Source organism: Arthrobacter sp. K410C, assembly GCF_059090105.1.
The window spans coordinates 230,896-252,867 of record NZ_JBNHFJ010000005.1; the positions used below are offsets into that span (position 1 = coordinate 230,896).

The window sequence follows — 21,972 nt, forward strand, 5'->3', positions numbered from 1 at the left end:
GATTACTTGCTCTCGTTCATGGGGATGCGGACGCCGCGTTCCTTGGCGACGTCAAGGGCGCGGTCGTAGCCGGCGTCGGCGTGGCGGATGACGCCCATGCCGGGGTCGTTGGTGAGGAGCCGTTCGAGCTTTTCGGCGGCAAGGTCGGTGCCGTCGGCCACGGAGACCTGCCCCGCGTGGATGGAGCGGCCGATGCCCACGCCGCCGCCGTGGTGCAGGGACACCCAGGTGGCGCCGGAGGCGGTGTTCAGCAGGGCGTTGAGCAGGGGCCAGTCGGCGATCGCGTCGGAGCCGTCGGCCATGGCCTCGGTTTCGCGGTACGGGGAGGCGACGGAGCCGGAGTCGAGGTGGTCGCGGCCGATTACGATGGGGGCCTTGACCTTGCCTTCCTTGACGAGCTGGTTGAACAGCAGCCCCGCCTTGTGCCGTTCGCCGTAGCCGAGCCAGCAGATGCGGGCCGGCAGGCCTTCGAACTCCACGCGTTCCTGGGCGGCGTCGATCCAGCGGTGCAGGTGCTGGTTTTCCGGGAAGAGTTCCTTGATGGCTTCGTCGGTGACGCGGATGTCCTCGGGGTCGCCGGACAGCGCCACCCAGCGGAACGGGCCCAGGCCCTCGCAGAATAACGGCCGGATGTACGCCGGGACGAAGCCGGGGAACTCGAAAGCGCGCTCGTAGCCGCCCTTTCGGGCCTCGTCGCGGATCGAGTTGCCGTAGTCGAAGACCTCGGCGCCGGCGTCCTGGAACTCCACCATGGCCTGGACGTGCCGGGCCATCGAGGCCTGGGCCTTCTTGGTGAAGCCTTCCGGATCCGCCTCGGCCTCGCGGTGCCACTCGGCCACGGAAATGCCTTCGGGCAGGTAGGACAGTGGGTCGTGGGCCGAGGTCTGGTCGGTCACGATGTCCACGGTCAGTTCCCCGGCCTTGTGGCGGCGGAGGATTTCCGGGAAGACCTCGGCGGCGTTCCCCACGTAGCCCACGGACCAGCCGCGGCGCTCTTCCTTGGCCGCCAGCACCTTGGCGATGGCGGCGTCGAGGTCCGTCTCCACCTCGTCGAGGTAGCGCTTGCCGGCGCGGCGGCGCAGGCGGGTCTCGTCGACGTCGACAATCAGGCAGGCGCCTTCGTTCAGCGTGACGGCCAGCGGCTGGGCGCCGCCCATGCCGCCGCAGCCGCCGGTGAGCGTGAGGGTGCCGGCGAGGGTGCCGTTCTCGTCGCCGGTGAGCTTGCGGGCGATCGCGGCGAAGGTCTCGAAGGTGCCCTGCAGGATTCCCTGCGTGCCGATGTAAATCCAGGACCCGGCAGTCATCTGGCCGTACATCATCAGGCCCTCGGCCTCGAGCCGGCGGAACTCCGGCCACGTGGCCCAGTCCCCCACCAGGTTGGAGTTGGCCAGCAGCACCCGTGGCGCCCATTCGTTGGTGCGGAACACACCCACCGGCTTGCCGGACTGGACCAGCAGGGTCTCGTCCTTTTCCATGGTTTCCAGGGTCCGGGTGATGGCGTCAAACGCGGCCCAGGAACGGACAGCACGGCCGGTGCCGCCGTAGACCACCAGGTCATCCGGGCGCTCGGCCACCTCGGGGTCCAGGTTGTTCATCAGCATGCGCAATGGCGCTTCGGTCTGCCAGGACTTGGCGGTGAGCCCGGTGCCGCGGGCAGCTTTGACCGGGCGGGCACCGGTAGTGAAATCGGCGGGTGCCATGATGGCTCCTTTTCATGTGTGTCAGTGGTGGAAAAGAACTTCTGTATCAACTAAAGCCCTTTGGGAAGGGGGTTCACAGGGGTTTTTCGTGGGCGCTGTCCGGCATTCCAGACAACCCCCGGGGCCTCTTCCCCAATCGTCGGCCCAGGCCTACTTGCCGGGGCGTCCGTGGATCCGGACCGATAGTTCGTCGGCTACCTTCTGGACGCGGGCGGCCAGGGCGGGCCACTCGTCGGCTGCCAGCTTGTCCTCGAGGAAGGTCACTGCGACGGCAGCCGTGGGCCAGCCCAAGTGATCGGTGACGGCGGCAGCGATGGACCCGAACCCCGGCGTCACCTCGCCGTGCTCGGTGGCGTAGCCGCGCTGCCGGACCCGGTCCAGGTGGGAGGACAGCGCGGAGTACTTCATGATGGGCGCCTCGGTCTCATGCCGGGCCGTGAACGCAGCCGCGTTCGGGTACAGCGCGCGGACCTGGGACTTGGGCAGGGCGGCGAGGATGGCGCGCCCGCTGGCGGTGAGGTGGCTGGGAAGCCGGACGCCGACGTCGGTCACCAGGGACGGACGGTTCTTGGCCCGCTCCTCCACGATGTACAGCACGTCCCGGCCGTGCAGCACGGCCAGGTGCGCACTCTCGCCAATGGCGTCCACGAGTGACGCCATCAGCGGGCGGCCCAGCCGGGACAGCGGCTCCTGGCGGGAGTAGGCGGAACTGAGCTCGAACGCGCTGATCCCCAGCCCGTAGCGCTGCTCCTCATGCAGGTGGAGCACAAAGCCGTTGGCCTCCATGACCCCCAGCAGGTGGTAGACGCTGGAGCGTGGCAGTCCGAGTGTCGCGGCGATCTGGGACGCTGCCATCGGCCCCCGGCGGGACGCGAGCAGCTTCAGGATGCGCAGCGTGTTTTCGGCCGCAGGAACTTTCGACGCCGCCTTTGCTTCGCGCGCGGGGGTCAGTTGGGTTTCCGTCACTGGCACCGGTACTCCTTCCTCCAGGAAACCGGTACTGTCCGGTATCCCATACACTAGGATGCGCCCCCGGAGGACCTTTAAGTCTTAATCCAAGGGGTCCGGTGTCTGGTATCCCAGACGTTGGCAAGAACAGGCGAAGGGATTTTGTTTTCCGCCCCTGTTGCATCCGGGGTGTCTGAGACCAAAGACAACGCCTACCACTTGTGGGTGAAGGGCAGCGGACGACGCCGGGCCGACCTCATGGACGAAACGTCCCCTTGCCCGTGGGCCGGCCTGCCCGGGAAGGCTGATCGGGTATGGCACGTCCAGTGCCGCCAGCGCCGTCCCGGGACTAAAATCAGGCATGGTTCCCCTCTCCAACCTGCTGGCGTTTTCGCTCGCCTCGGTGGTGCTTATTGCCGTCCCGGGGCCGAGCGTGCTCTTCGTGATCGGCCGTTCCCTTGCCCTCGGCTGGAAGGGCGGCGTCCTCACCGTCCTGGGGAATGCGGCGGGGCAGCTGGTCCAGGTGGCTGCCGTGGCCCTGGGGGTGGGGGTCGTGGTGGCGCAGTCGGTGGTTCTCTTCAGCATCGTGAAGTTTGCCGGGGCCGCCTACCTCGTTTATCTGGGCGTGCAGGCAATCCGGCATCACCGGAGGCCGTCCGCGCCTGACCAGAGCCCCACCTCCTCGGCGCCTTGGCGGCTGGTGGGGCAGGGAGCCATTGTGGGTGCCACCAACCCCAAATCCGTGGTGTTCTTCGTTGCCGTCCTGCCCCAGTTCGTGGACTATCCCTCCGGCGCCATCCCCCTGCAGCTGGGCCTGCTGGGCGCGGTATTCCTGCTGATCGCCCTGGTTTCGGACAGCCTCTGGGCCATCGCCGCCGGCACAGCCCGGCAGTGGTTTGCCCGGTCGCCGCACAGGGTGGACGCCGTGGAGGCCACGGGCGGAGCACTGATGATTGGGCTGGGCGGCACCCTCGCCCTCACGGGCAGCAAGTCCTGACCCCCTCCCGACGCTCTCTCACTTGATGCACGGTATTTTGGATCCCTCTCTCACCGGGTGATAGGGGGTTGACCCGCAAGCTGCAGGATGTGCGAGAGCGTCGGGAAGTGCGAAGCGTTCGTCAGGCTGCGGCGGCCGCGGACCGCACCGCCTCGGCGAGGGACGTCGTCGGCCGTCCAATCAGCCTGCGCAGGTCGCCCGTGCTGACCAGCAGGTCGCCGCGGGCGATGCCCAGGTCCGAGTCGGCGAGGATCTCCGCGAAGGCAGCCGGAACGCCGGCGCCGGCGAGCAGGCCCGCGTAATCCTCCGCGGGCAGGTCGTTGTAGCTGATGTCCTTGCCGGTAGCAGCGGTGATCTCGGCGGCCAGGTCGGTCATGGTGAAAGCTACGTCACCGCCCAGCTCGTACACCTTGCCCGCCTGCCCGTCAGCAACCAGGACGGCCGCGGCCGCGTGCGCGTAGTCAGCCCTGGCGGCACCGCTGACCCTGCCGGAGCCCGCGGCGCCGGCGAGCGCACCCTGCGCGAGGGTTCCCGGCAGCTGCCCCGTGTAGTTTTCCAGGTACCAGCCGTTGCGCAGCAGGACGAACGGGACGCCCGATCCGCTGAGGACGGCTTCCGTCTCCTTATGCTCGGCGGCCAGCAGCATGCCCGTGGTATCGGCGTTGGCAATGCTGGTGTAGGCCAGCAGCTCCACGCCTTCGGCCTTCGCGGCCTTGATCACCGTGCGGTGCTGCTCCACCCGCTGGCCCACCTCGCTGCCGGAAACCAGCAGCACCCTGTGCGCACCCTGCAGGGCCGCAGCCACGGACGCCGCGTCCGCATAGTCCATCCGCCGGACCTGGACGCCCTGCTCCGCGAAGTCCGCCAGCTTGTCGACGGAGCGCCCGGCGGCCACGATGTCCTGGGCGGGAACGTTGCGCTCCAGCAGTGCCTCGATGACGTGGCGGCCGAGTTGTCCGGTGGCTCCTGTTACGACGATGCTCACAATGGGTCCTTTCAGTTGGTTTAGCCTGTCGAAGGGCACAACCCCGGCCTCGGGGAATAACTTCCCGAAAGAGAGTACGCACTTTGAAGTAAGGTACTGACCTCACGGTAAGCTGGCTCCATGGAAGCCACAACGCATCCGTCCCCGCTGCCCGGAAGCTTTGCCGACGGCGTGTTCCCGGCCGGGTGCCCCAGCCGGACGCTGCTGGACCATGTCACCAGCAAATGGGGCGTTCTGATCCTGCTCTCGCTGTCCGAAGGAGAGCAGCGGTGGAGCGAATTACGACGGCGGGCCGAAGGCATCAGCGAAAAGATGCTGGCCCAGACGCTAAGGACCCTGGAGCGCGACGGCCTGGTCAGCAGGAACGCCCAGCCGGTCATTCCACCACGCGTCGACTACAGTCTCACCGAAAAGGGCTATGAGCTCAGCGGACTGCTGGTCCCGCTGGTTGCCTGGGCCTTCGACAACGCCGATGAGATCATCAACGGCGGGCGCGGAGCCGGAGCAGGGGCAGGTAAGTAGCCGCTTCAGCGAACGTGAGTACCTGTTACTGGTGTGACTGGTGTGAATAGCGCATAGCTTTGGCGTAAGGTGCCAGCCGGAATGGGAGGGCCGCCCTCTGCTGGGAGCGTTCCGGTTGACCTGCACCGCCAGTGAGCGGCCCGTGCCGCTTTCGAGGAGTTGGTAAGCATGGTCAAAGCCGAAGTCCGGGACCCCTACAGCTTGGGCCGGCCCGTCAGCCTGGCCGGGGCAGCAAAGCACACCTGGACCCGGGTCCGGAGGTCCTTCGCTCCCCGTTCGCCCTTCAAGATCGGTGACGCCGTAGTGGGTGACGATCCCTTCAAGGGCCGGCACGAGGGGCTGGTGGTGTTCCTGCAGGGGACGAGTGCGGGCGTGGACACCGCACAGGGCGTCTTCTTCTACGACCATCGGCAGCTCAAACGGCTGGACTGACCCCCCAACAACAAGGAGTTTTTGTCCAGGTATGGCGACTTCACAGCCGTTTATCCCGCCATATCTGGACAAAAACTTCGAGGGGGTGGCTACTTTGCGGACCAGCCGCCGTCAATGGTGTAACTGGCGCCGGTGACCATTCCCGCACGGGCCGATGCAAGCCAGGCCACCAGCGATGCCACCTCCTCCGGCTCCACCAGGCGCTTGATGGCGGACTCGGTAAGCATCACCTTGGCCAGGACTTCGGACTCGGGAATGCCGTGCACCGCGGCCTGGTCCGCCAGCTGCTTCTCCACCAGCGGAGTGCGGACATAGCCGGGGTTGATGCAGTTGGACGTCACGCCGTGCTCGCCGCCTTCCAGCGCGGTCACCTTGCTCAGCCCCTCCAGTCCATGCTTGGCGGACACGTAGGCGCTCTTGAAGGGCGAAGCCCGGAGGCCGTGCACGGAGGACACATTGATGATGCGGCCGAACCCGTTCGCGTACATGTGCGGCAGGGCGGCCCGGACCAGCAGGAACGGGGCTTCCAGCATCAGGGTGAGGATCCGCCGGAATTCTGCAGGATCGAACTCCTCGATGGGGCTGACGCGCTGGATCCCGGCGTTGTTCACCAGGATGTCGCAGTCCAGGCTCAGGGTGGCGAGCCGGTCCACGTCCAGCAGGTCCACAGCCCAGGAGGTGCCGCCCACCTCATCGGCGAGCGCGGCAGCGCCGGCGGAGTCGACGTCGGCCACCACCACCTTGGCGCCGTGGGCCGCGAGCTCCCGCACGCATGCTGCTCCGATTCCGCTGGCGCCGCCCGTGACCAGCGCCTTCCGGCCGTTCAAATCACCGCCGGACCCGGCTGCCTGGTTTGCGGGTCGTTGCTCTGCGCTCACTGTTTCTCCTTGGTGTCCACACTGACACGTGCTGCGGTCTCCAGTACTGACGGTTACCCTGAGTATTGCTGCACAAACATGTGGCTACAATGACCAAACCGGCACCCGCCATGTGCAGAATTGCAGATATGAACGCCAATCCGGATGACCTCCTGGTCCTGCTCGCAGTGTCCCGCTCGGCTAAATTTACGACGGCGGCCCAGGCTTTGGGGCTGAACCACACCACCGTCTCGCGCAGGATCGCTGCGCTGGAGAAGGCGCTGGGCGGCCGCGTCCTTGCCCGTGCGGCGGGCGGCTGGGAGCTGACCGAACTGGGCCAGCAGGCGGTGCATGTGGCCGAGCAGGTGGAGGCCGTCCTGGGCACGCTGGGACCGGCGGGCAAGGCACCCGACCCGATAACCGGCGTCGTGCGCATGACGGCGACGGACGGGTTCAGTGCCTACATTGCGGCTCCTGCGGTGGCCCGGCTCCGCCGTGACCACCCCGGGCTCAGCGTGGAGGTGGTGACCATGACCCGGCGGGCTCTGCAGCAGCGTTCGGGGCTGGACATCGAAGTGGTGGTGGGTGAGCCGCAGGTGCACCGCGCCGAAGCCGTGCGGCTGGGCGAATACATGCTGGGCATGTACGCCTCACGGGCCTACCTTGCAGATCATGGGACGCCCGGCAGCGTGGCAGAGCTCAACGAGCACCCGCTGGTGTATTTCGTGGACTCGATGCTGCAGGTGGACGACCTGGACGCGCCGCGCCGGCTGGTCCCCGCCATGCGGGACGGGCTGACGTCCACCAACGTCTTCGTCCATGTGGAGGCCACGCGGGCCGGCGCGGGCGTGGGGTTCCTGCCCTGTTTCATGGGCGACCTCCACGATGACCTGGTGAGGCTGCTGCCGGACGAAATCGCCGAGCTGCTCCCCTACTGGATGGTCCTGCGGCCGGACTCACTGCGCCGCCCCGCCGTCGCGGCCGTGGTGCAGGCGCTGCGGGACCAAATGGACGCCCACCGTGAGGCACTGCTGGGGCGCGGCTAGACTGCCGGCGGGGCCGTACCGGCCGGCGGGTCGTGGCGGACCGGGGCGCCGGCAGCGAAGGCCCGGACCTGGGCGTCGTCCCAGAGGTGCGCAGGGACGGCGCCGCCCAGCAGCCTGCGGGCAAGCTGTGGATCGTCCTCAAAGGGAACGTCGCTGCCCGCCATCACCATGTTCCCGTAGCGCCTGCCCTTCAGCATGGCGGGATCGGCGATGATGACGGTGTGCGCGAAGGCGGCCGCGATGGTGGCGGCGTCCTCGCGTGCGTTCCTGAGGTCCGGGCCGTCGCCCGAGTTCACCACATACAAACCGCCCGGGGCGAGGACCCGGCGGACGTGCTGGTTGAACTCGGCGGTGGTCAGCGGGCGCGGGGTCAGGGCGCCGGCAAAGACGTCCCGGATGATGAAGTCCCGGGTGTCCGGGGTCAGGGTCTCCGTCACCTGGCGGGCTTCCCCCACCCGCAGGCGCAGCAGCGGCGCCTTGGGAAGGTCGAACCAGCCGCGGACATATTCGGCCAGCTTCCCGTCGAGCTCCACCACCACCTGCCGCGCGTCGGGGTAGGCGGTGGCAAAGTAGCGGGCCAGCGAGCAAGCGCCGCCGCCTAAATGCAGCCCGCGCAGCCGGGAAGCGGTGCCGGCCGCGGCGGCGGATCCTGCGGAAGCAATGCCCGACGGCGGCCAGCGCGACTCGATCAGCGCCGCCATCCAGCGCATGTACTCGAAGTCGAGGAACAGCGGGTCGGCGAGGTCGATGTGCGAGCTCATGACGCCATTGATCTTCAGGAGCCAGCCGGTGGAGTTGTCCTGGTCCGCGATCAGCTCGCAGTCGCCGGTATCGATGTCGTAGACGCCCTCCACGGGGCCGCCGGGCTTTGTCCCCTTGGGCTGTTCGGCTGTGACCGCCGCGGTCCTGCCGCCCCGGCCCCCTGACTTTCCGCGTTTCGCCATTACCCGTGCCGCGCCTCAGTCATGCTTCAACCCTAAATGACCACCGGGGCCGCGCCGCACCGGAAGCGGGCGCAGCGCGGGCCCGGGGGAAAGCACCTAGATGGCCGAAGCGGCACCCTCGCCGTCCCGGATCCGGTTGACCACGGCGGTGGTGGAGCGTTCCGCCACGTAGTCCAGGATGGCCACCCGGCCTCCGTACTCCTCCACCGCAGGGGTCTCCGCCAGCATCTCCGGGGTGTAGTCACCGCCCTTGGCGTAGACCTCCGGGCGGAGTTGCCGGATGAGCGGCTCGGCGGTGGGCGTGTCGAAGACGGTCACGTAGTCCACGCAGCTGAGCGCAGCCACCACGGCGGCCCGGTCACCCACGGCGTTGATGGGCCGGCCCGCGCCCTTGAGCCGGCGGACGGAGGAGTCGCTGTTGAGGGCCACTACCAGGATGTCGCCCAGCTGCTTGGCCTGGTTGAGGTAGCGGGTGTGCCCGCTGTGCAGCACGTCGAAGCAGCCGTTGGTCAGCACGATCCGCTGGCCCTGGGCCCGGTGCACCCCGAGCTGCCGTTCCAGTTCGTCGGCGCCCAGTGCGGTGTCCGCGAAGGCTCGCAGGTAGCGGCTCAGCTGTTCCGTGCTGCAGACCGACGTGCCCGCCTGGTGCACCACCACATCGGCTGCGGACTGCGCCAGGTCCAGGCTTGCCGTCAGGGGCAGCCCGGCCGAGCGGCCCAGCGTGAGTGCCGCAACGAATGTGTCGCCGGCACCGGAGGCCTGCTTCTCGGCCGCCGGCCGCGCCCATGTGCGGTGCCGGACGCCGTCGGAGGTTAACAGCACCGTGCCGTCGCGGTCCAGGGTGACCACCACCGCCCGGGCGCCGGTGGCAGCGAGCAGCGCTTCCGCCTGCGCGCCCACGGCGTCCACGCGTTCCTGCCCGTCGGGCAGCCGCACGTCCAGGAGCCGCGCCGTTTCCTGCGCGTTCGGTGTGACCAGGTCCGGCCGCAGCGGGGCCCAGGGGCGGGGATCGTGCGAGTCGACCACCACCAGCGGCCGCCGCACCGTGCCCTCCCGGGCCCCCAGCGTCTCCACCAGTCCCGCCTGCACCGGCCCGGCAAGGACGCCGTTCCCGTAGTCGCAAACCAGGACGGCATCCTGGCGTTCGACGGCGGCGCGCACCGAGGCGGCCAGCGCGGCCAGGGCTTCGGCCGGCACAGTCCTGGCTGAGTCGTCCAGGCGCAGCATCACCTGCCCGCCGCTGCTGATCCTGGTCTTGGTGGTGGTCACCATGTCCGGATGGGTGTGCAGGTGCCGGACGTCGATGCCGGCCGCCACCAGCTGGTTGCGCAGGTCCACGCCGGCGTCGTCGGTGCCGATGATCCCGGCCACGGAAACCCGGGCACCCAGGGCGGCCAGGTTCATGGCGGTGTTGGCTGCGCCGCCGGGAACGGACTCCCGGATCTGGATGTCCACCACCGGGGCGGGCGCCTCGCGGCAAAGCCGCTCAATGGTGCCGCTCCACCAGCCGTCCAGCATGAGGTCGCCAACCACCAGGATGCGGGGTTCCTCCGCCGCCAGGCGCCCGGGCAGCCACTCGGACAGCGCCCGCTGGCTGGAGAGGTCCACGGCTTCTGGAGACGTGCTCATGGCTGGTCCTTTCCTGGGGTCCTAGCGGGCGGGGCAGCAATGTGCACCACCTTCACCTGGCTGAACTCGTCCAGCAGCTCCGGTCCGTAACCGAACCCGTGCCCGCTTTCGCCGCGTGGCTGTGCGGCACCACCCGGGGCGCCGCCGAACACCTCATTGACCTTGACGGTTCCCACCGGCAGGGCAGCCACCGCCTGCTGGATGTGCGCGATATTGCCGCTCAGGACTGTGGCGGCGAGGCCATACCTGCCGCTGCATGCCAGGCGCAGGCCGTCGTCGAACGTCTCCACCACCTGCACCGGGGCAACCGGGCCGAATGTCTCCTCTGTCATCACCTGCATTCCCTCTGTGCAGTCCAGCAGCACCGTGGCCGGGTAGAAGGACCCCGGCCCGTCCGGCAGGGTCCCGCCTTCAACTGCCCGGGCACCCTGTTCCAGGGCCTCGGCAACCTGGGCGTGGACCTCGTCGCGCATACGCAGGTCCACCAGCGGCGCCACGGTGCCGTTGCTGTTGCGCTGCGCGGCCTCTGCCTGCAGGGCGGCGCAAAACTCCTCCGCGATGGCCTTGTGGACGTAGATCCGTTCCACCGCTGTGCAGATCTGCCCGCTGTTGCTGAAGGCGCCGATGGCCGCCTGGCCGGCGGCCCAGGCGGGATCCACATCGCTGTCCACGAGCAGTGGATCGTTGCCGCCGTTCTCCCTAATCACGTGGGCGCCGGTCAGCGCCCCGGCCCGGGCGATCCGGGCGCCCGAGGCGCTGGAGCCCACGTGCGCCAGCACATCCACCTCTGCCTGCGACAACAGGGCGCCCACCTCCGCGCCGCCGTTGACCGTGAGGAACACCCCGGGCGGGAAGGCCGGCGCCAGGACCTCGCCGAGCGCCTCGCCCAGGCGCGGGCACCGCTCGCTGGGCTTGTGGATCACGGTGTTGCCGGTGACCAGGGCTGCGCCGATAAGGCCACAGGCCACCGCCACCGGATCATTCCAGGGCGTCAGCAGGACCGCCACGCCCCGTGGTTCAGCCACCGTGTAATCGGAGGCGAGCCGGTTTCCGCGGAGGCTGTGGCCACGGTGCACCGGGCCGAGTTCGGCGTACTGCTCCAGGGTGGAAACGCCTGCCGCGATCCCGGCGAGCGCTTCCTCCACCGGGCGGCCTGTTTCGCTGGCGTTGAGACCGGCCAGTTCCTGCGCTGCGGCGTCGAGCGCCCGGGCAGCGGCGCGCAGCGCCGCTCCCCGTTCTGCCGGTGCCGTGGCTGCCCATTCGCCGGTGGCGCTGCGTGCCACTTCCACGGCATGGTCCACTGCACCTGGTCCGGCTTCGGGCACCGTCCACAGGATGTCACCGGTGCGCGGATTCCGGATGGTGATGCCGGATCCGCTGGCGGTGTCCTGGCTGATGGTGGTTTCGGTGGCTGTTGTAGGCATGGGGTTCCTCCCGTCGGTTCATGCAGGGCCGGTCTGGGGGCTTAGGGCCAGGAGCCCTCCTCCTCGTGGCAGACCAGCATCTCGCGGACTTCGCAGCCCTTCGGCTGGGACAGCGCGAACAGGATGGCCTGGGCCACGTTCGCCGGATCGTTGAGCCGCGAATCGTCCTGCGGCTTGTACTGTTCGGTGCGGTCGTCGAAGAAGCGGGTCTTCATCCCGCCCGGGATCATGGTGGTGACGCCGATTTCCCCGCCGGTCTCCGCGGCGAGCGCGTGGCTGAAGCCCACCACGCCGAACTTGGAGGCGCAGTAGGCCGTTGCGTCAGCTACAGCGCGCTTGCCAAGCGTGGAGGCGACCGTGACCACCCGGCCATGGGTGGACTTGAGGTACGGCAGCGCGGCCCGGACCACGGACACGGTGCCCATCAGGTTCACCCCGATGACCTTTTCCCATTCCGTGGCTTCGACGTCGGCCAGCTTGCCGCAGCGGTCGATCCCGGCTGCAGTGACCACCGCGTCCAGCCCGCCCACCGTCTCGGCGGCTTCGCGCACCGCGGCCTCCACCGCCAGGCGGTCGGCGACGTCCACTTCGAAGGCCTTCACGCCGGAGACGTTGCTGATGTCGCGGTCCAGCACCACCGGGGTGCCACCCGCGTTGAGGACGGCCTCGACGACGGCGGCGCCCAGTCCGGAGGCCCCTCCGGTAACGAGGACGCGGCCGGGTGCATGCGATTCTGCGGTCATGGTGTTCCTTTCAATGGGAAATACGATGTCGTGCTGCGCTGCCAGGGCCGGTCAGCCCACCTTGGCGAGCGCGTTGGCGAGTCCCGTGGTTGAACGCGCCGGGTGGTAGGGAACCGTGAGGCAGCGGCCGCCCCAGCTTTCCACCAGGTCTGATTCCGGGAGCCGGGCGCCCTTGTAGTCGCCGCCCTTGACCCAGATGTCCGGGCGCAGCCGCTCCAGGGCGGCCTCCGGGGTGTCCTCGTCGAAGACCAGCACGGCGTCCACGCACTCCATGGCGAGCAGCAGCTCGGACCTGTCGTGCTGGCCGATGATGGGACGTTCCGGGCCCTTGAGCCGGCGTACCGAGTCATCCGAGTTCAGGCAGACGATAAGGCAGTCCCCCAGCTCGCGTGCCGCGGCGAGGGAACGGACGTGGCCTGCGTGCAGCAGGTCGAAGCAGCCGCCGGTGGCCACCACGGTCCCGCCGTTCTGCCGGACCGTCCTGGCCAGCAGCAGCGGTTCGGTGGGGCGGCGCTTCGCTTTGAGGGACCGTGCCGGCGGGTCCGACGCGGCCACGCCTGTTTCCTCCTCCGGCGCGGCAGGACCGGTGGCGCGGTCCGGAAGAGCCGCTACTCCTCCGGCAGCGAGGAAATCGGCAGCGTCGTGCACCGCCAGGCCGGCAGCCTCCTCCAGGGTCCTTCCGGCCAGCAGGTGCACGGCCAGGCCCGCTGCCAGCCGGTCCCCCGCCCCGCACGGATCACCCGCTTCCACCCGGGGAGCAGGCACGGGGAGCGGGTCCTGGCCATCGCGGCGCAGCAGGACGGCGCCCTGCTCGCCCCGGGTGACCAGCACCGCGTTGCTCTGCCAGTGGTGCAGCAGGATGCGGCCGGCCGTTGCGGCCTGGTCCCCGGACCCGTCCTCTTCACCGCCGGCTGCCGCATTGTCCTTGGCGGGCTGCGGGCCTTTGTGCGCCAGGGCCTGGGCGGCCCTGACCGCTTCGGACAGGTTGGGCGTGGCCACGGCCACACCGGGCACCGGGTCCGGACCGGAAGGATGGGGATCCCAGATGACGGGCACGTTCGGGGCCAGCCGGGTAAGGAGTTCGCGGAGCCGGGGATTGGCGGCCACTCCCCTCCCGTAGTCGGCGACGATGATCACGCCCGCCTGTTCAACGGCGCTGAGCATGGCGGGGTTGACGTCGGGTGCGGGGGTCTTTTCGCACCCCTGGTCGAAGCGCACCAGGGGGTGCGAGCCTGCCCGCACCCGGGTTTTCACCGGCGAGGGGTAGCCGCTCGGGCCCGCCACGAGCCGCACTCCGGCGAGGTGCTCCTTCAGCTGCCGCCCGGCGTCGTCGTCGCCAAGGACCGTCACCAGGGTGACGGGCCAGCCGTCCTCGGCCAGCATCCGGGCCACCAGCCCGGCACCCCCGGCACGACGGCGGATGCCCGAGACATCCACCACGGGAACCGGTGCGTCGGGGCTGAGGCGGGTCGCCTCACCTGAGAGGTCAACGTCCAGCATGACGTCCCCCACCACCACGATCCTCATGGCCGGCCACCTCCCACCGTGGGACTGCGGCGGGCCACCTCGAGGTCGAAGGCCCGGCACACGGCGTGCAGCGCGATCAGGTGCCCTTCCTGCGCATTGGCGTTGAGGGCGTCGATCATCACGGCCTCGTCGCAGGCGTCGGCCAGCGGGTTGGGTCCTGTTCCGGTCAGCGCCCAGGTGGTCACGTTGAGCCGTGCTGCCGCCTCCGCGGCGCGCAGCAGGTTGGGGCTCTTGCCGCTGGTGGACAGCAGCATCAGCACATCGCCGGAACGGGCATGCGCCCGGACCTGGCGGGCGAACACCTCGTCATAGCCGTAGTCGTTGGCGATGGCCGTGACCGCGGAGGATTCAGCGTGCAGGGAGATGGCGGAGAACGGGACGCGTTCGCCGTCGAACCTGCCCACCAGTTCGGCGGTGAGGTGCTGCGCCTCGGCGGCGGACCCGCCGTTGCCGGCTGCGAGTAACCGCTGGCCGCGCAGCAGCCGCTGGGCGAGCTCCACTCCCCAGGCGGCGAGCCTGCCGGACTGGCTGCGGAGCGAATCGAGCGCCGGAACCACGTTGTCCAGGTGGCTGCGGACGGCGTCGGCACTGTCCGGGTCGACAAAGGCCGCTCCCGGCAGCACTGCGGGCAGCGCCGGCGCGGTGGCCAGCGCTGTCAGGTCGGCTTCCCTCAGGGACCATTCAGCAGTCACAGCGCTGCTCCTTCCATGGGTATGGCGCCGGCCGGGGTCTCCGCCACGGCGAGCTGGTAGGCCTTCTCCGTTTCGGCGGCCACCCGTTCCCACGAGTACCTGGTGCGGGCACGCACCTGGCCGGCGTTGCCGAGTTCGGTGCGCAGGTCCGGGTTTCCGAGCAGCAGCGCGAGCGCTGAGGCGATTGCTTCCGGGTCCCGTGCGGGCACGTGCAGGCCGGTGGCGTGGTCCACCACGGTGTCCCGCAGGCCGCCTACGGCAGCCGCCACCACCGGAACGCCGCAGGCCATCGCCTCCAACGGGACGATGCCGAACGGCTCGTACCAGGGCGCGCATACCACGGCATCAGCGCTGCGGAAGATCCCGGGCATTTCGGCGCGGGTCACCTGCCCCTGCAGCGACACCTGGTCCTCGACGCCCAGTTCGGCAGCCAGGGCCAGCAGCCGGCGCACCTCCGGGTCCGCGTGCAGCACCCCGGAGTCGCCGCCGCCGCCCACAATGAGGAGCTCGACGTCGTCGAATCCCGCGGCGCGCAGGTGCGGCAGGGCGCGGATCACCAGGTCGACACCCTTGCGCGGCACCAGCCGCCCCACCGAGAGGATCCGGTAGCGGCGCTTCCGGGCGGCCGCGGGTCCCTCAGCGGAGAAGAAGCCCAGGTCCACGCCGCAGGGGGCGATGGAGATCTTGCCCGTGGTGATACCCATGGCCTTGAGCTCGAAGACCTCGTCGGAGCAGGTGGCAATGATCCGGTCCGCAGAGCGCCCCACCCCGGGCTCGAGCCAGCGGCGTTCGGCGGGGCTGGTGTCCTCTGCGCCCTGGTGCCGGCGTTTCACCGTGCCGAGGGCGTGGAAGGTCTGGATCACCGGGACGCGGTATCCGGCGTCGGGCCGGCGCGCAGCGTCAAGCGCGGCGAGGCCCGACATCCAGAAGTGCCCGTGCACCACGTCCGGCGGCCGCTGGCCCCAGTCCCGGGCCACCCCGTCAGCGAGCTCCCCCATATAGGGCAGCAGCTCATCCTTGGGAACGTGCCGGGCGGGTCCGGCATCGACATGGACAACCTCAAGCCGGCGCCCCACCCGGACCCTGGCGGGAAGCTCCGTTGCATCCCTGCGGGTATAGACGGTGACGTGGTGGCCCCGCTCGGCGAGCGCCTCGGACAGCGCGGCAACGTGGACGTTCTGTCCGCCCGCGTCCACTCCGCCCAGGGCTGCCAGCGGACTGGCGTGCTCAGAAATCATGGCGATTTTCATGGGGTCTTCCTCTCTAGCGCCGGGACAAGGATCCGCTCGTCCGGGTGCTCATTGACGGAGTGCCGGGGCTGGCTCCGCAGGTCCGCCAGCAGTTCATCCCAGCGGTCCTGGAACGTGCCCAGGTTGTAGCGTTCCAGTGCCGCCTCACGGGCGGCTGTGCCCCGCCGTCGGGCTTCATCCGGGTTGGCGACCAGCCGCTGCGCACAGCGGAGCAGCTCGTCAATGTCGGCGGACACGGCGCCGGCTTCCGGCGGCACCGCCCGCGGCGCTTCGGTGGTGGCCAGGGCCACCACCGGCATCCCCAGGTGCATGGCTTCCAGGAGGGACAGGCCCAGCGACGTCCAGCGCATGGGGTGCACGTAGACGCGGCACCGGGCCAGTTCCCGGTGCAGTTCCTGCGTCTTCAGGTCGCCGCGGGCCGTCAGCTTGGAGGCGTCTATCCCGGTGGCGGCAGCGAGCCCGTCCGTCTTCATGCCGAACACCTGGAGGGGTGCCACCGAGGCAAAGGCCGGCAGCAAATCCGTCCCGGTCACCCGGCCGCGCCGCACCGGCTCGTTGACCACCACCCCCAGCTCGGCCAGCTCCCCGGTGTAAAGGTGTCCGGGATCCGGGATTCCGTGCTCAATGACGGTGACGGGGGCGGAGCCGTTGTCCCAGGCCAGCCTGTTGAAATGGGTCACGTGGACCACCGGGATACTGTCCTGGTCAGCGAGCGGATGGCAGGTATTCGGGAAGTTGCCCTTGGGGGTGTTGTGCTCCACGTACACCGCCGGCAGGTCGCGGCCCGGGGTCCGCCCCAGCAACCGGGCCACTTCCGCGATTTCTTCGGGGCGTTGAAGCACCACGGCGTCAACGGCGCCGGCGTCGAGCGTTGCCAGGTCCACCTCGCGCACTGAAGGCGGCCAGTCCCTGCCGGCACGGCCAAGTCCCCAGGCACCACCTTCCGGCAGGACAGGAAGCAGGTACTCATGACGTCCGCGGACAAACGCGTCCGTCCAGGAACCGTGGACATGCCAGAGCAGGATTTTCATCTGTTACGGGCCTTTCTACGGGTGCTGACATGGGTGCTGAAGGAGCTAACTCCGCCGATCAGCCGTTCGACGGCAGCAACCACCTCCTCGGGTGAGACGGAATCGAGGCAGGGATGGCCCGGGACCGGGCAGACGCGGGCGCGGGTCATCCGGCAGGCGGCGTTTTGGTCACCCAGGAGTTCCAGCGGCACCCCGTATGGCGCCCAACGGATGGCGGGAACCACGGGCGAAAACAGGCACGCCACCGGAGTGCCCACTGCCGCTGCGAGGTGGGCGGGGCCCGTGTTCCCCGTGACGACCGCGTCGGCCCCCGCCATGACCCCCGCCAGGGTGGAAAGGTCGGTCCGGCCGCCGAGGTCCAGCGCCGAGGGACCGGCCACCGTGGCGGTCAGGGAGGTCTCGTTGGGACCACCCGTGACCACCACACGGTGACCCGCGCCTTGCAGGAGTTCGACGGCCGCTGCGTGGTGCAGCGGCGGCCACGCCCTGGCCGGCACGGCAGCCCCTGGATGGACCACCACGTAAGGTTCGGTTCCCACCAGGTCCCGAACATCGGGGATGGACGCCAAGCGGAGCTTGCCGTCGTCACCGGCCGGCAGCCGGAACCCGGCCGCCTCCGCGATCCCCAGCGCCCGCTCGGCCTCAGGCTGGTCCTCCGGGAAATCCTCCCCGGGTTTGAGCCGGACATCCAGCAGCGAACCGGCGTAGTCAGTGGACGCGCCGGTGATCCGCTCCACGCCGGCCAGCCTCAGCAGCAGGGCCAGCGGCAGCGGGGACTGGTGGAAGGAAGTGAGGATGACCGCTTCGGTGATCCTTGAATTGCGGACGAAATCGATGAGCCGGTCCGCGTGGGGACCGGTCATCTTTGGCGCGGGGTTCATGATCCACGGGCTGTCCCAGCTGTAGACCTCCGCGGCGCCGGGCAGCAGCGCGGCGGCGGCCTCCCCCTGCCGGCCGCACAGCATCACAACGTGGTTGGCGCCGCTGCCGTCAGGAATCCGGCCGTGGGCCACCGCCCGGACCGCAGGCCCGGCCAGGAGGACATCACCCATGCTGTCCAGGCGTGCCACCAGCACGCGGCCCATCAAGGCGCCCCCTGCAGCAGGCCGACGGCGCCCGCCAAGTCAGGGGCGACCAGCCGCGCCGCTGCCACCTCCTCAGCCCGGGTCACCGGGGTGGGAACCAGCACGCCTGTTGCTCCAGCGGCCTCCGCGGCACGCACATCGGCCCCGATGTCGCCAATGAGTGCTGCCTCGGATTCGGCGATGCCCAGCTTCCGGCAGGCGCTGTGGATCATCCCGGGCTGCGGCTTCCGGCAGGTGCAGCCGTCCTGCTCCGAGTGCGGGCACACTTCCCACACGTCGAAGGGCCCCAGCAGTTCTTCCACCCTGGCATTCACGCCCGCCACATCAGCTTCGGTGATCAGGCCCCGCGCGATGCCGGACTGGTTGCTGATGACACCGGTGGCGATACCCTCGGCCCGGAGGCTGTCCAGCACGGTTTTGGCGCCCGGCATCGGCCGGACCAGTGCTGGGTCCCCGTTGTAGGGCACATCGACCACAAGGGTTCCGTCCCGGTCGAACAGGACAGCGCGGAACTTGGACGTTTCGGAGCTTCCCATATCCAACCTGTTCCCTCCTCCTACTGCTCCTAAACAGGGACGCGGGCTTTTCTCGGCTTTCGGACCGGAAAGATCCGAGCCGCTGAACAGGCAAGATAGGAAATTCTGGGGTTACTACTGCTCCTTCCGCACTGCCGCGGAGATGGTTTCCGTGGCGGGCGTACTGGCTTTCAGGGACTAAACGGGCCTTGCCTTGGCACTCATCCGGTGGGCGTTGGCGGCCAGGCCGGAACCCCTGCCGCTGCGGACGCTGCGCAATGATCCTGCGCCGCCGCCTGCCCGGCCTGTCGCGGCGCTTCCGCTGGCTGTGCGGGTACCGCCGTCCTGGGCAGTGCCGCCGGGAAGGGAGCTGTTTTCAAGCCGTCGCTGGAGTTCCACCAGGACGCGGGCCAGGCGCCGCGAAACCTGCATTTGGGACATGCCGAGCCGTTTCCCCAACTGCACCTGGGTCTCCTCGCAGAAATAGCGGCGGTATAAAAGCTCCCGGTCCGCGGCGTCCAGGTCCTGCATCGCTTCACGCAGGCAGGCCAGGTCCTCCAGCCGCTCCAGTGGTGTTTCCGGGCAGGCCAGCACGTCTCCGATGGGCGGCGCGTCCGAGTTGGGGTTGACGGCGTCGAGGGAATCCGGGTGCATGCTGCTGGATGCCGAGATGGCTTCCTGGACTTCCGCCGGATCCGTCCCCAGCTCTCCGGCCAGTTCCTCCACGCTGGGGTTCCTTCCCAGTGCCTGAGTCAGTTCCGGCTCGGCGCGGAACAGCCTGGTCCGGAGGTCCTGGATGTGCCGTGGTGGGCGGACAACCCAGGTGCGGTCCCGCAGGTACCTCTTCAGCTCACCGGTAATGGTAGGGGCGGCGTAGGCGGGGAAACTTTCACCCTTGGACTGGTCAAAACCGCGGGCCGCCTTGACCAGGCCGAGGTAGGCCACTTGGTTCAGGTCGGCCCGTTCGCGCCCGCGTGCCTCGAACCGGCCGGCAAGGGCTTCCGCGAGGTCCAGGTAGCTGAGGACCAGGTCGTTTTCAAACGTTTCCCGGAGGCGTCCGGAGGCGGCGGTTGAGGGGTTTCGATGCGGGAGTTCTGGTTGTTCCCGGTGGACTGGCGTAGCATCCACGGCAAGCGCGGCGAAGTATTCGGGCATTGTCGTTGGTTCCCTCAGTCTGGTTCCGAAAGCCTGCGGCAAGACTTAGAAGTAGGAAATCATAAGGTTGCTTATAAAACAATCCTTCCCGCTATAGGCTCAACACATAAGCGGAATCAGCACACCCCCGCCGAGGAGCCTTTTTCATGCGCATCGCCATCACCGGAGCCAGTGGAAACGCAGGGACAGCACTGCTGCGGAATTTGCAGGGCCAGCTGTCAAAAAACCCGGGAAGCCTGGAGGTGGTTGGAATGAGCAGGCGGCTCCCGGACACCACCCGGGAGCCGTATTCGGGTGTTTCGTGGCACGCTTTGGATGTCGGCCTGGAGCAGGACAAGCCACTGCTGGAGGCAGCGCTGCGCGGGGTGGACGCCGTGGTCCACCTGGCATGGCAAATCCAACCCAACCGGGACCTTGAGCAGCTCTACCGCACCAATGTCACAGGCACCAGGAACGTTTTGGCGGCGGCCAAGGCAGCAGGCGTCAAACAGGTTGTCTGCGCATCCTCCGTCGGCGCCTACAGCAAAGCACCCAAGGACAGGCGCACGGATGAATCATGGCCGGCGGAGGGCATGCCGGGCTCGCATTACAGCCGGCACAAAGCCGAACAGGAGAAACTGCTGGATGACTTCGCCGCGGCCGAGCCGGGCATCTCCGTGGCGAGGCTCCGGCCGGGCCTGATCTTCCAGCGGGACGCGGGCAGCGAAGTCGGCAGGTATTTCCTGGGTCCCGTATACCCACGGCTCCTGCCGGCCCGGCCCCGGGTTCCGCTGCTGCCTGCACCTGACAACCTCATCTTCCAGGCGGTCCACGCGGACGATGTGGCGGAGGCATACTGGCGGGTCATCGACCAGCGGGCCAGCGGGGCATTCAACATCGCCGCCGAACCCGTCCTCACACCCCAGGAACTGGGGCGCATCGTTGGTGCGCGCAGGATCCTTCCGATCCCCATGGGACTGCTCCACAAGATGGTGGGCCTGGCCTGGTGGCTGCGGCTCGTGCCCACCGATTCAGGCTGGGTGGACATGGCAGCCGGGGCACCGGTCATGGACACCAGCCGGGCACGCCGCATCCTGGGATGGGAAGCGCGAACTTCATCGGTCGACGCCGTCAAGGAAGTCCTGGAGGGCATGGGAAAGGGGAAGGGAGTAACCCCTTCCCCCGTCCTCAAACCGCGCAAACCCTGATCCGGGTTGCCTCCCGGGGGCCTCCCAACGGGAGCCGTCGCCAGGCTAGATACCGGTCCGCGGGTTGTCGCCGTCCCGGCGCGCTGCTTCCTCGCGGGCAGCGTCCGTCCGGTCGCGGTCCGCATGCGTACCCTCTTTCCGCTCAGAACGTGCGTCGCCTTGGGAACCCATCCCCCGCGCGGCAGCATCCCGCCCGACGTCGGGGTCCACTTCATCCGCTTTGCGGGTATGGTCCGCCACATCGGCGCGAAGTGACTGGGCTTCCCGGGCCGTCGCATCGGCCTCCTGCTTCAGCCGTGCGGCATTCACCTGCGCCTGCTCCGCATCAGCACGGGCACGCGCTGCCTTTGCCTCGCGTTCCCGGGCATCAAGTTCCATATTCTGTGCCTCATGGCGGATTTCGGCCGCTTTTTCCCGGTGGGCTTCATCGCGTTTTTGCTGCATCGCCTTCCGGCGCCGTCCGGTTGCCAGCAGCAACACAATCAGGACCAGCACAACAATGGCCACTACCACCCAAACCCATGGAGCTGTTTCCAAACTACCCACCACTTTCCACTTCGATGTCCGGGCAGGCCTGCGCCATTCCGGCTGACGTTTCCTGGAACCGTTATAACTCGTTTAGCAAGGGTACTTACCTTTTATTAGTAATCATGCTTATTATTTTACGGCCAGTATTGCTGGTTCTTGATCAACAACCGGCCTTCTTGGAAAGAGAGAGCGAAGATGACAGAGAACCAATGGCCCGAGGATCCCGCCTACACGGCTCCCCCGGCCTCAACGGGAGTACCGGGCGAGCGGACTGCCGCCACCTTTCCAGCCGCCGCCACTCCGTCGGCCGGGGCACCACAGACCGGTGACACGTCAAGCGCGTCCCGCAAGGACGCAGCAAAGGAAGAAGCAGCGGACGTAGCCCGCACGGCAAAGGATTCCGCCCAGGGCGTGGCCCAGACGGCCAAGAGTGAGGCTGCCAATGTGGCTGCCGAAGCGAAGAACAGCGCGCAGGACCTGCTGCACCAGGCCAAGACAGGCCTGAGCAGCCAGGCCGGCACGCAGCAGCAGAAGGCGGCCGAGGGGATCCGCACCATCTCCGGCCAGTTGCAGAGCATGGCTGACGCCCCGGACCAGCAGGGCGTGGCCAGCGACCTTATCCGGCAGGCCGCTGAGCGCACCTCCTCCATGGCCACCTGGCTTGAGAACAAGGAACCTGGGGACCTTCTGACCGAAGTCCAGCGCTTTGCCCGGAACCGCCCCGGAACCTTCCTGCTGCTGGCAGCCGGTGCCGGCGTCCTGGCCGGCCGCCTCA

Annotated in this window: 21 protein-coding genes and 1 pseudogene; 6 read left to right on the top strand and 16 right to left on the bottom strand. The window is 68.7% G+C overall.

Annotation, left to right across the window (positions count from 1 at the left end; all coding sequences use genetic code 11):
- Positions 1–2: 2 nt before the first annotated feature.
- Positions 3–1,700 (bottom strand): urocanate hydratase, encoded by a 1,698-nt coding sequence (gene hutU / locus AC5RU7_RS10625; RefSeq protein WP_494052176.1) that lies wholly within the window; start codon positions 1,698–1,700, stop codon positions 3–5.
- 150 nt (positions 1,701–1,850) lie between these two features.
- The gene (locus tag AC5RU7_RS10630) at positions 1,851–2,672 is read right to left on the bottom strand and encodes an IclR family transcriptional regulator (RefSeq protein WP_494052177.1); all 822 of its coding nucleotides are present in this window, start codon (positions 2,670–2,672) and stop codon (positions 1,851–1,853) included.
- A 337-nt stretch (positions 2,673–3,009) separates the two neighbouring features.
- On the opposite strand from AC5RU7_RS10630, the gene AC5RU7_RS10635 reads away from it, so the two are divergent.
- Positions 3,010–3,645, top strand: a complete 636-nt coding sequence (locus tag AC5RU7_RS10635; protein ID WP_494052178.1) for a LysE family translocator — start codon at positions 3,010–3,012, stop codon at positions 3,643–3,645.
- A gap of 121 nt (positions 3,646–3,766) precedes the next feature.
- Here AC5RU7_RS10635 and AC5RU7_RS10640 read toward each other — a convergent pair whose 3' ends face one another.
- Positions 3,767–4,630 (bottom strand): NmrA family NAD(P)-binding protein, encoded by an 864-nt coding sequence (locus AC5RU7_RS10640; RefSeq protein ID WP_494052179.1) that lies wholly within the window; start codon positions 4,628–4,630, stop codon positions 3,767–3,769.
- A 120-nt stretch (positions 4,631–4,750) separates the two neighbouring features.
- Between AC5RU7_RS10640 and AC5RU7_RS10645 the strand changes: the two genes are divergently transcribed.
- Together AC5RU7_RS10645 and AC5RU7_RS10650 are read left to right on the top strand one after the other, a co-directional pair.
- Positions 4,751–5,152, top strand: a complete 402-nt coding sequence (locus AC5RU7_RS10645) for a winged helix-turn-helix transcriptional regulator (RefSeq protein WP_494052180.1) — start codon at positions 4,751–4,753, stop codon at positions 5,150–5,152.
- A 168-nt stretch (positions 5,153–5,320) separates the two neighbouring features.
- Positions 5,321–5,584, top strand: coding sequence for a hypothetical protein (locus AC5RU7_RS10650; RefSeq protein WP_494052181.1), 264 nt, complete (start codon positions 5,321–5,323; stop codon positions 5,582–5,584).
- Positions 5,585–5,673: 89 nt separating this feature from the next.
- Here AC5RU7_RS10650 and AC5RU7_RS10655 read toward each other — a convergent pair whose 3' ends face one another.
- A complete protein-coding gene (locus AC5RU7_RS10655) occupies positions 5,674–6,462 on the bottom strand; it encodes a 3-hydroxybutyrate dehydrogenase (RefSeq protein ID WP_494052182.1) in 789 nt (262 codons plus the stop codon).
- 128 nt (positions 6,463–6,590) lie between these two features.
- Between AC5RU7_RS10655 and AC5RU7_RS10660 the strand changes: the two genes are divergently transcribed.
- Positions 6,591–7,487 (top strand): LysR family transcriptional regulator, encoded by an 897-nt coding sequence (locus tag AC5RU7_RS10660; protein WP_494052183.1) that lies wholly within the window; start codon positions 6,591–6,593, stop codon positions 7,485–7,487.
- On the opposite strand, the gene AC5RU7_RS10665 is transcribed toward AC5RU7_RS10660, so the two are convergent.
- From AC5RU7_RS10665 to AC5RU7_RS10715, 11 genes are all read right to left on the bottom strand, one after another.
- Positions 7,484–8,431, bottom strand: a complete 948-nt coding sequence (locus tag AC5RU7_RS10665; RefSeq protein ID WP_494052184.1) for a spermidine synthase — start codon at positions 8,429–8,431, stop codon at positions 7,484–7,486. The two genes, AC5RU7_RS10660 and AC5RU7_RS10665, sit on opposite strands and share 4 nt — an antisense overlap.
- Before the next feature lie 96 nt (positions 8,432–8,527).
- A complete protein-coding gene (gene rfaE2 / locus AC5RU7_RS10670; RefSeq protein WP_494052185.1) occupies positions 8,528–10,060 on the bottom strand; it encodes a D-glycero-beta-D-manno-heptose 1-phosphate adenylyltransferase in 1,533 nt (510 codons plus the stop codon).
- Positions 10,057–11,484 carry an aldehyde dehydrogenase family protein gene (locus AC5RU7_RS10675; RefSeq protein WP_494052186.1) on the bottom strand — a complete coding sequence of 476 codons (1,428 nt, stop codon included), beginning with the start codon at positions 11,482–11,484 and terminating at the stop codon, positions 10,057–10,059. The genes rfaE2 and AC5RU7_RS10675 overlap by 4 nt, the downstream gene beginning before the upstream one ends.
- A 41-nt stretch (positions 11,485–11,525) precedes the next feature.
- Complete coding sequence (locus AC5RU7_RS10680; RefSeq protein WP_494052187.1) at positions 11,526–12,227, bottom strand: SDR family oxidoreductase; 702 nt, start codon at positions 12,225–12,227, stop codon at positions 11,526–11,528.
- A 51-nt stretch (positions 12,228–12,278) separates the two neighbouring features.
- Positions 12,279–13,754 carry a PfkB family carbohydrate kinase gene (locus AC5RU7_RS10685; protein WP_494052188.1) on the bottom strand — a complete coding sequence of 492 codons (1,476 nt, stop codon included), beginning with the start codon at positions 13,752–13,754 and terminating at the stop codon, positions 12,279–12,281.
- Complete coding sequence (locus AC5RU7_RS10690; RefSeq protein ID WP_494010954.1) at positions 13,751–14,446, bottom strand: D-sedoheptulose-7-phosphate isomerase; 696 nt, start codon at positions 14,444–14,446, stop codon at positions 13,751–13,753. The genes AC5RU7_RS10685 and AC5RU7_RS10690 overlap by 4 nt, the downstream gene beginning before the upstream one ends.
- A complete protein-coding gene (locus AC5RU7_RS10695; RefSeq protein ID WP_494052189.1) occupies positions 14,443–15,696 on the bottom strand; it encodes a glycosyltransferase in 1,254 nt (417 codons plus the stop codon). Before AC5RU7_RS10695 ends, AC5RU7_RS10690 begins: the two co-directional genes overlap by 4 nt.
- Positions 15,693–16,727 (bottom strand): glycosyltransferase, encoded by a 1,035-nt coding sequence (locus AC5RU7_RS10700; protein WP_494052190.1) that lies wholly within the window; start codon positions 16,725–16,727, stop codon positions 15,693–15,695. The genes AC5RU7_RS10695 and AC5RU7_RS10700 overlap by 4 nt, the downstream gene beginning before the upstream one ends.
- The gene (locus tag AC5RU7_RS10705) at positions 16,724–17,812 is read right to left on the bottom strand and encodes a glycosyltransferase family 9 protein (RefSeq protein ID WP_494052191.1); all 1,089 of its coding nucleotides are present in this window, start codon (positions 17,810–17,812) and stop codon (positions 16,724–16,726) included. Before AC5RU7_RS10705 ends, AC5RU7_RS10700 begins: the two co-directional genes overlap by 4 nt.
- Positions 17,812–18,348, bottom strand: coding sequence for a D-glycero-alpha-D-manno-heptose-1,7-bisphosphate 7-phosphatase (locus AC5RU7_RS10710; RefSeq protein WP_494052192.1), 537 nt, complete (start codon positions 18,346–18,348; stop codon positions 17,812–17,814). Before AC5RU7_RS10710 ends, AC5RU7_RS10705 begins: the two co-directional genes overlap by 1 nt.
- A 177-nt stretch (positions 18,349–18,525) precedes the next feature.
- Positions 18,526–19,482, bottom strand: coding sequence for a sigma-70 family RNA polymerase sigma factor (locus tag AC5RU7_RS10715; protein WP_494052193.1), 957 nt, complete (start codon positions 19,480–19,482; stop codon positions 18,526–18,528).
- 146 nt (positions 19,483–19,628) lie between these two features.
- On the opposite strand from AC5RU7_RS10715, the gene AC5RU7_RS10720 reads away from it, so the two are divergent.
- On the top strand, positions 19,629–20,669 hold the full coding sequence (locus AC5RU7_RS10720; RefSeq protein WP_494052194.1) for an NAD-dependent epimerase/dehydratase family protein: 1,041 nt from the start codon (positions 19,629–19,631) through the stop codon (positions 20,667–20,669).
- A 45-nt stretch (positions 20,670–20,714) separates the two neighbouring features.
- Here the strand turns inward: AC5RU7_RS10720 and AC5RU7_RS10725 are convergent, their stop codons facing one another.
- On the bottom strand, positions 20,715–21,206 hold the full coding sequence (locus tag AC5RU7_RS10725; protein WP_494052195.1) for a hypothetical protein: 492 nt from the start codon (positions 21,204–21,206) through the stop codon (positions 20,715–20,717).
- 186 nt (positions 21,207–21,392) lie between these two features.
- On the opposite strand from AC5RU7_RS10725, the pseudogene AC5RU7_RS10730 reads away from it, so the two are divergent.
- Positions 21,393–21,972: pseudogene (locus AC5RU7_RS10730) on the top strand (hypothetical protein); the annotation flags it as partial.

Excerpts from the sequence above, each read along its gene's own strand:
- rfaE2 (WP_494052185.1), bottom strand. The coding sequence starts at position 10,060 with ATGAGCACGTCTCCAGAAGCCGTGGACCTCTCCAGCCAGCGGGCGCTG.
- AC5RU7_RS10700 (WP_494052190.1), bottom strand. The coding sequence starts at position 16,727 with ATGAAAATCCTGCTCTGGCATGTCCACGGTTCCTGGACGGACGCGTTT.
- hutU (WP_494052176.1), bottom strand. The coding sequence starts at position 1,700 with ATGGCACCCGCCGATTTCACTACCGGTGCCCGCCCGGTCAAAGCTGCC.
- AC5RU7_RS10660 (WP_494052183.1), top strand. The coding sequence starts at position 6,591 with ATGAACGCCAATCCGGATGACCTCCTGGTCCTGCTCGCAGTGTCCCGC.
- AC5RU7_RS10720 (WP_494052194.1), top strand. The coding sequence starts at position 19,629 with ATGCGCATCGCCATCACCGGAGCCAGTGGAAACGCAGGGACAGCACTG.
- AC5RU7_RS10680 (WP_494052187.1), bottom strand. The coding sequence starts at position 12,227 with ATGACCGCAGAATCGCATGCACCCGGCCGCGTCCTCGTTACCGGAGGG.
- AC5RU7_RS10685 (WP_494052188.1), bottom strand. The coding sequence starts at position 13,754 with ATGAGGATCGTGGTGGTGGGGGACGTCATGCTGGACGTTGACCTCTCA.
- AC5RU7_RS10645 (WP_494052180.1), top strand. The coding sequence starts at position 4,751 with ATGGAAGCCACAACGCATCCGTCCCCGCTGCCCGGAAGCTTTGCCGAC.
- AC5RU7_RS10675 (WP_494052186.1), bottom strand. The coding sequence starts at position 11,484 with ATGCCTACAACAGCCACCGAAACCACCATCAGCCAGGACACCGCCAGC.
- AC5RU7_RS10715 (WP_494052193.1), bottom strand. The coding sequence starts at position 19,482 with ATGCCCGAATACTTCGCCGCGCTTGCCGTGGATGCTACGCCAGTCCAC.
- AC5RU7_RS10710 (WP_494052192.1), bottom strand. The coding sequence starts at position 18,348 with ATGGGAAGCTCCGAAACGTCCAAGTTCCGCGCTGTCCTGTTCGACCGG.
- AC5RU7_RS10650 (WP_494052181.1), top strand. The coding sequence starts at position 5,321 with ATGGTCAAAGCCGAAGTCCGGGACCCCTACAGCTTGGGCCGGCCCGTC.
- AC5RU7_RS10635 (WP_494052178.1), top strand. The coding sequence starts at position 3,010 with ATGGTTCCCCTCTCCAACCTGCTGGCGTTTTCGCTCGCCTCGGTGGTG.
- AC5RU7_RS10665 (WP_494052184.1), bottom strand. The coding sequence starts at position 8,431 with ATGGCGAAACGCGGAAAGTCAGGGGGCCGGGGCGGCAGGACCGCGGCG.
- AC5RU7_RS10695 (WP_494052189.1), bottom strand. The coding sequence starts at position 15,696 with ATGAAAATCGCCATGATTTCTGAGCACGCCAGTCCGCTGGCAGCCCTG.
- AC5RU7_RS10705 (WP_494052191.1), bottom strand. The coding sequence starts at position 17,812 with ATGGGCCGCGTGCTGGTGGCACGCCTGGACAGCATGGGTGATGTCCTC.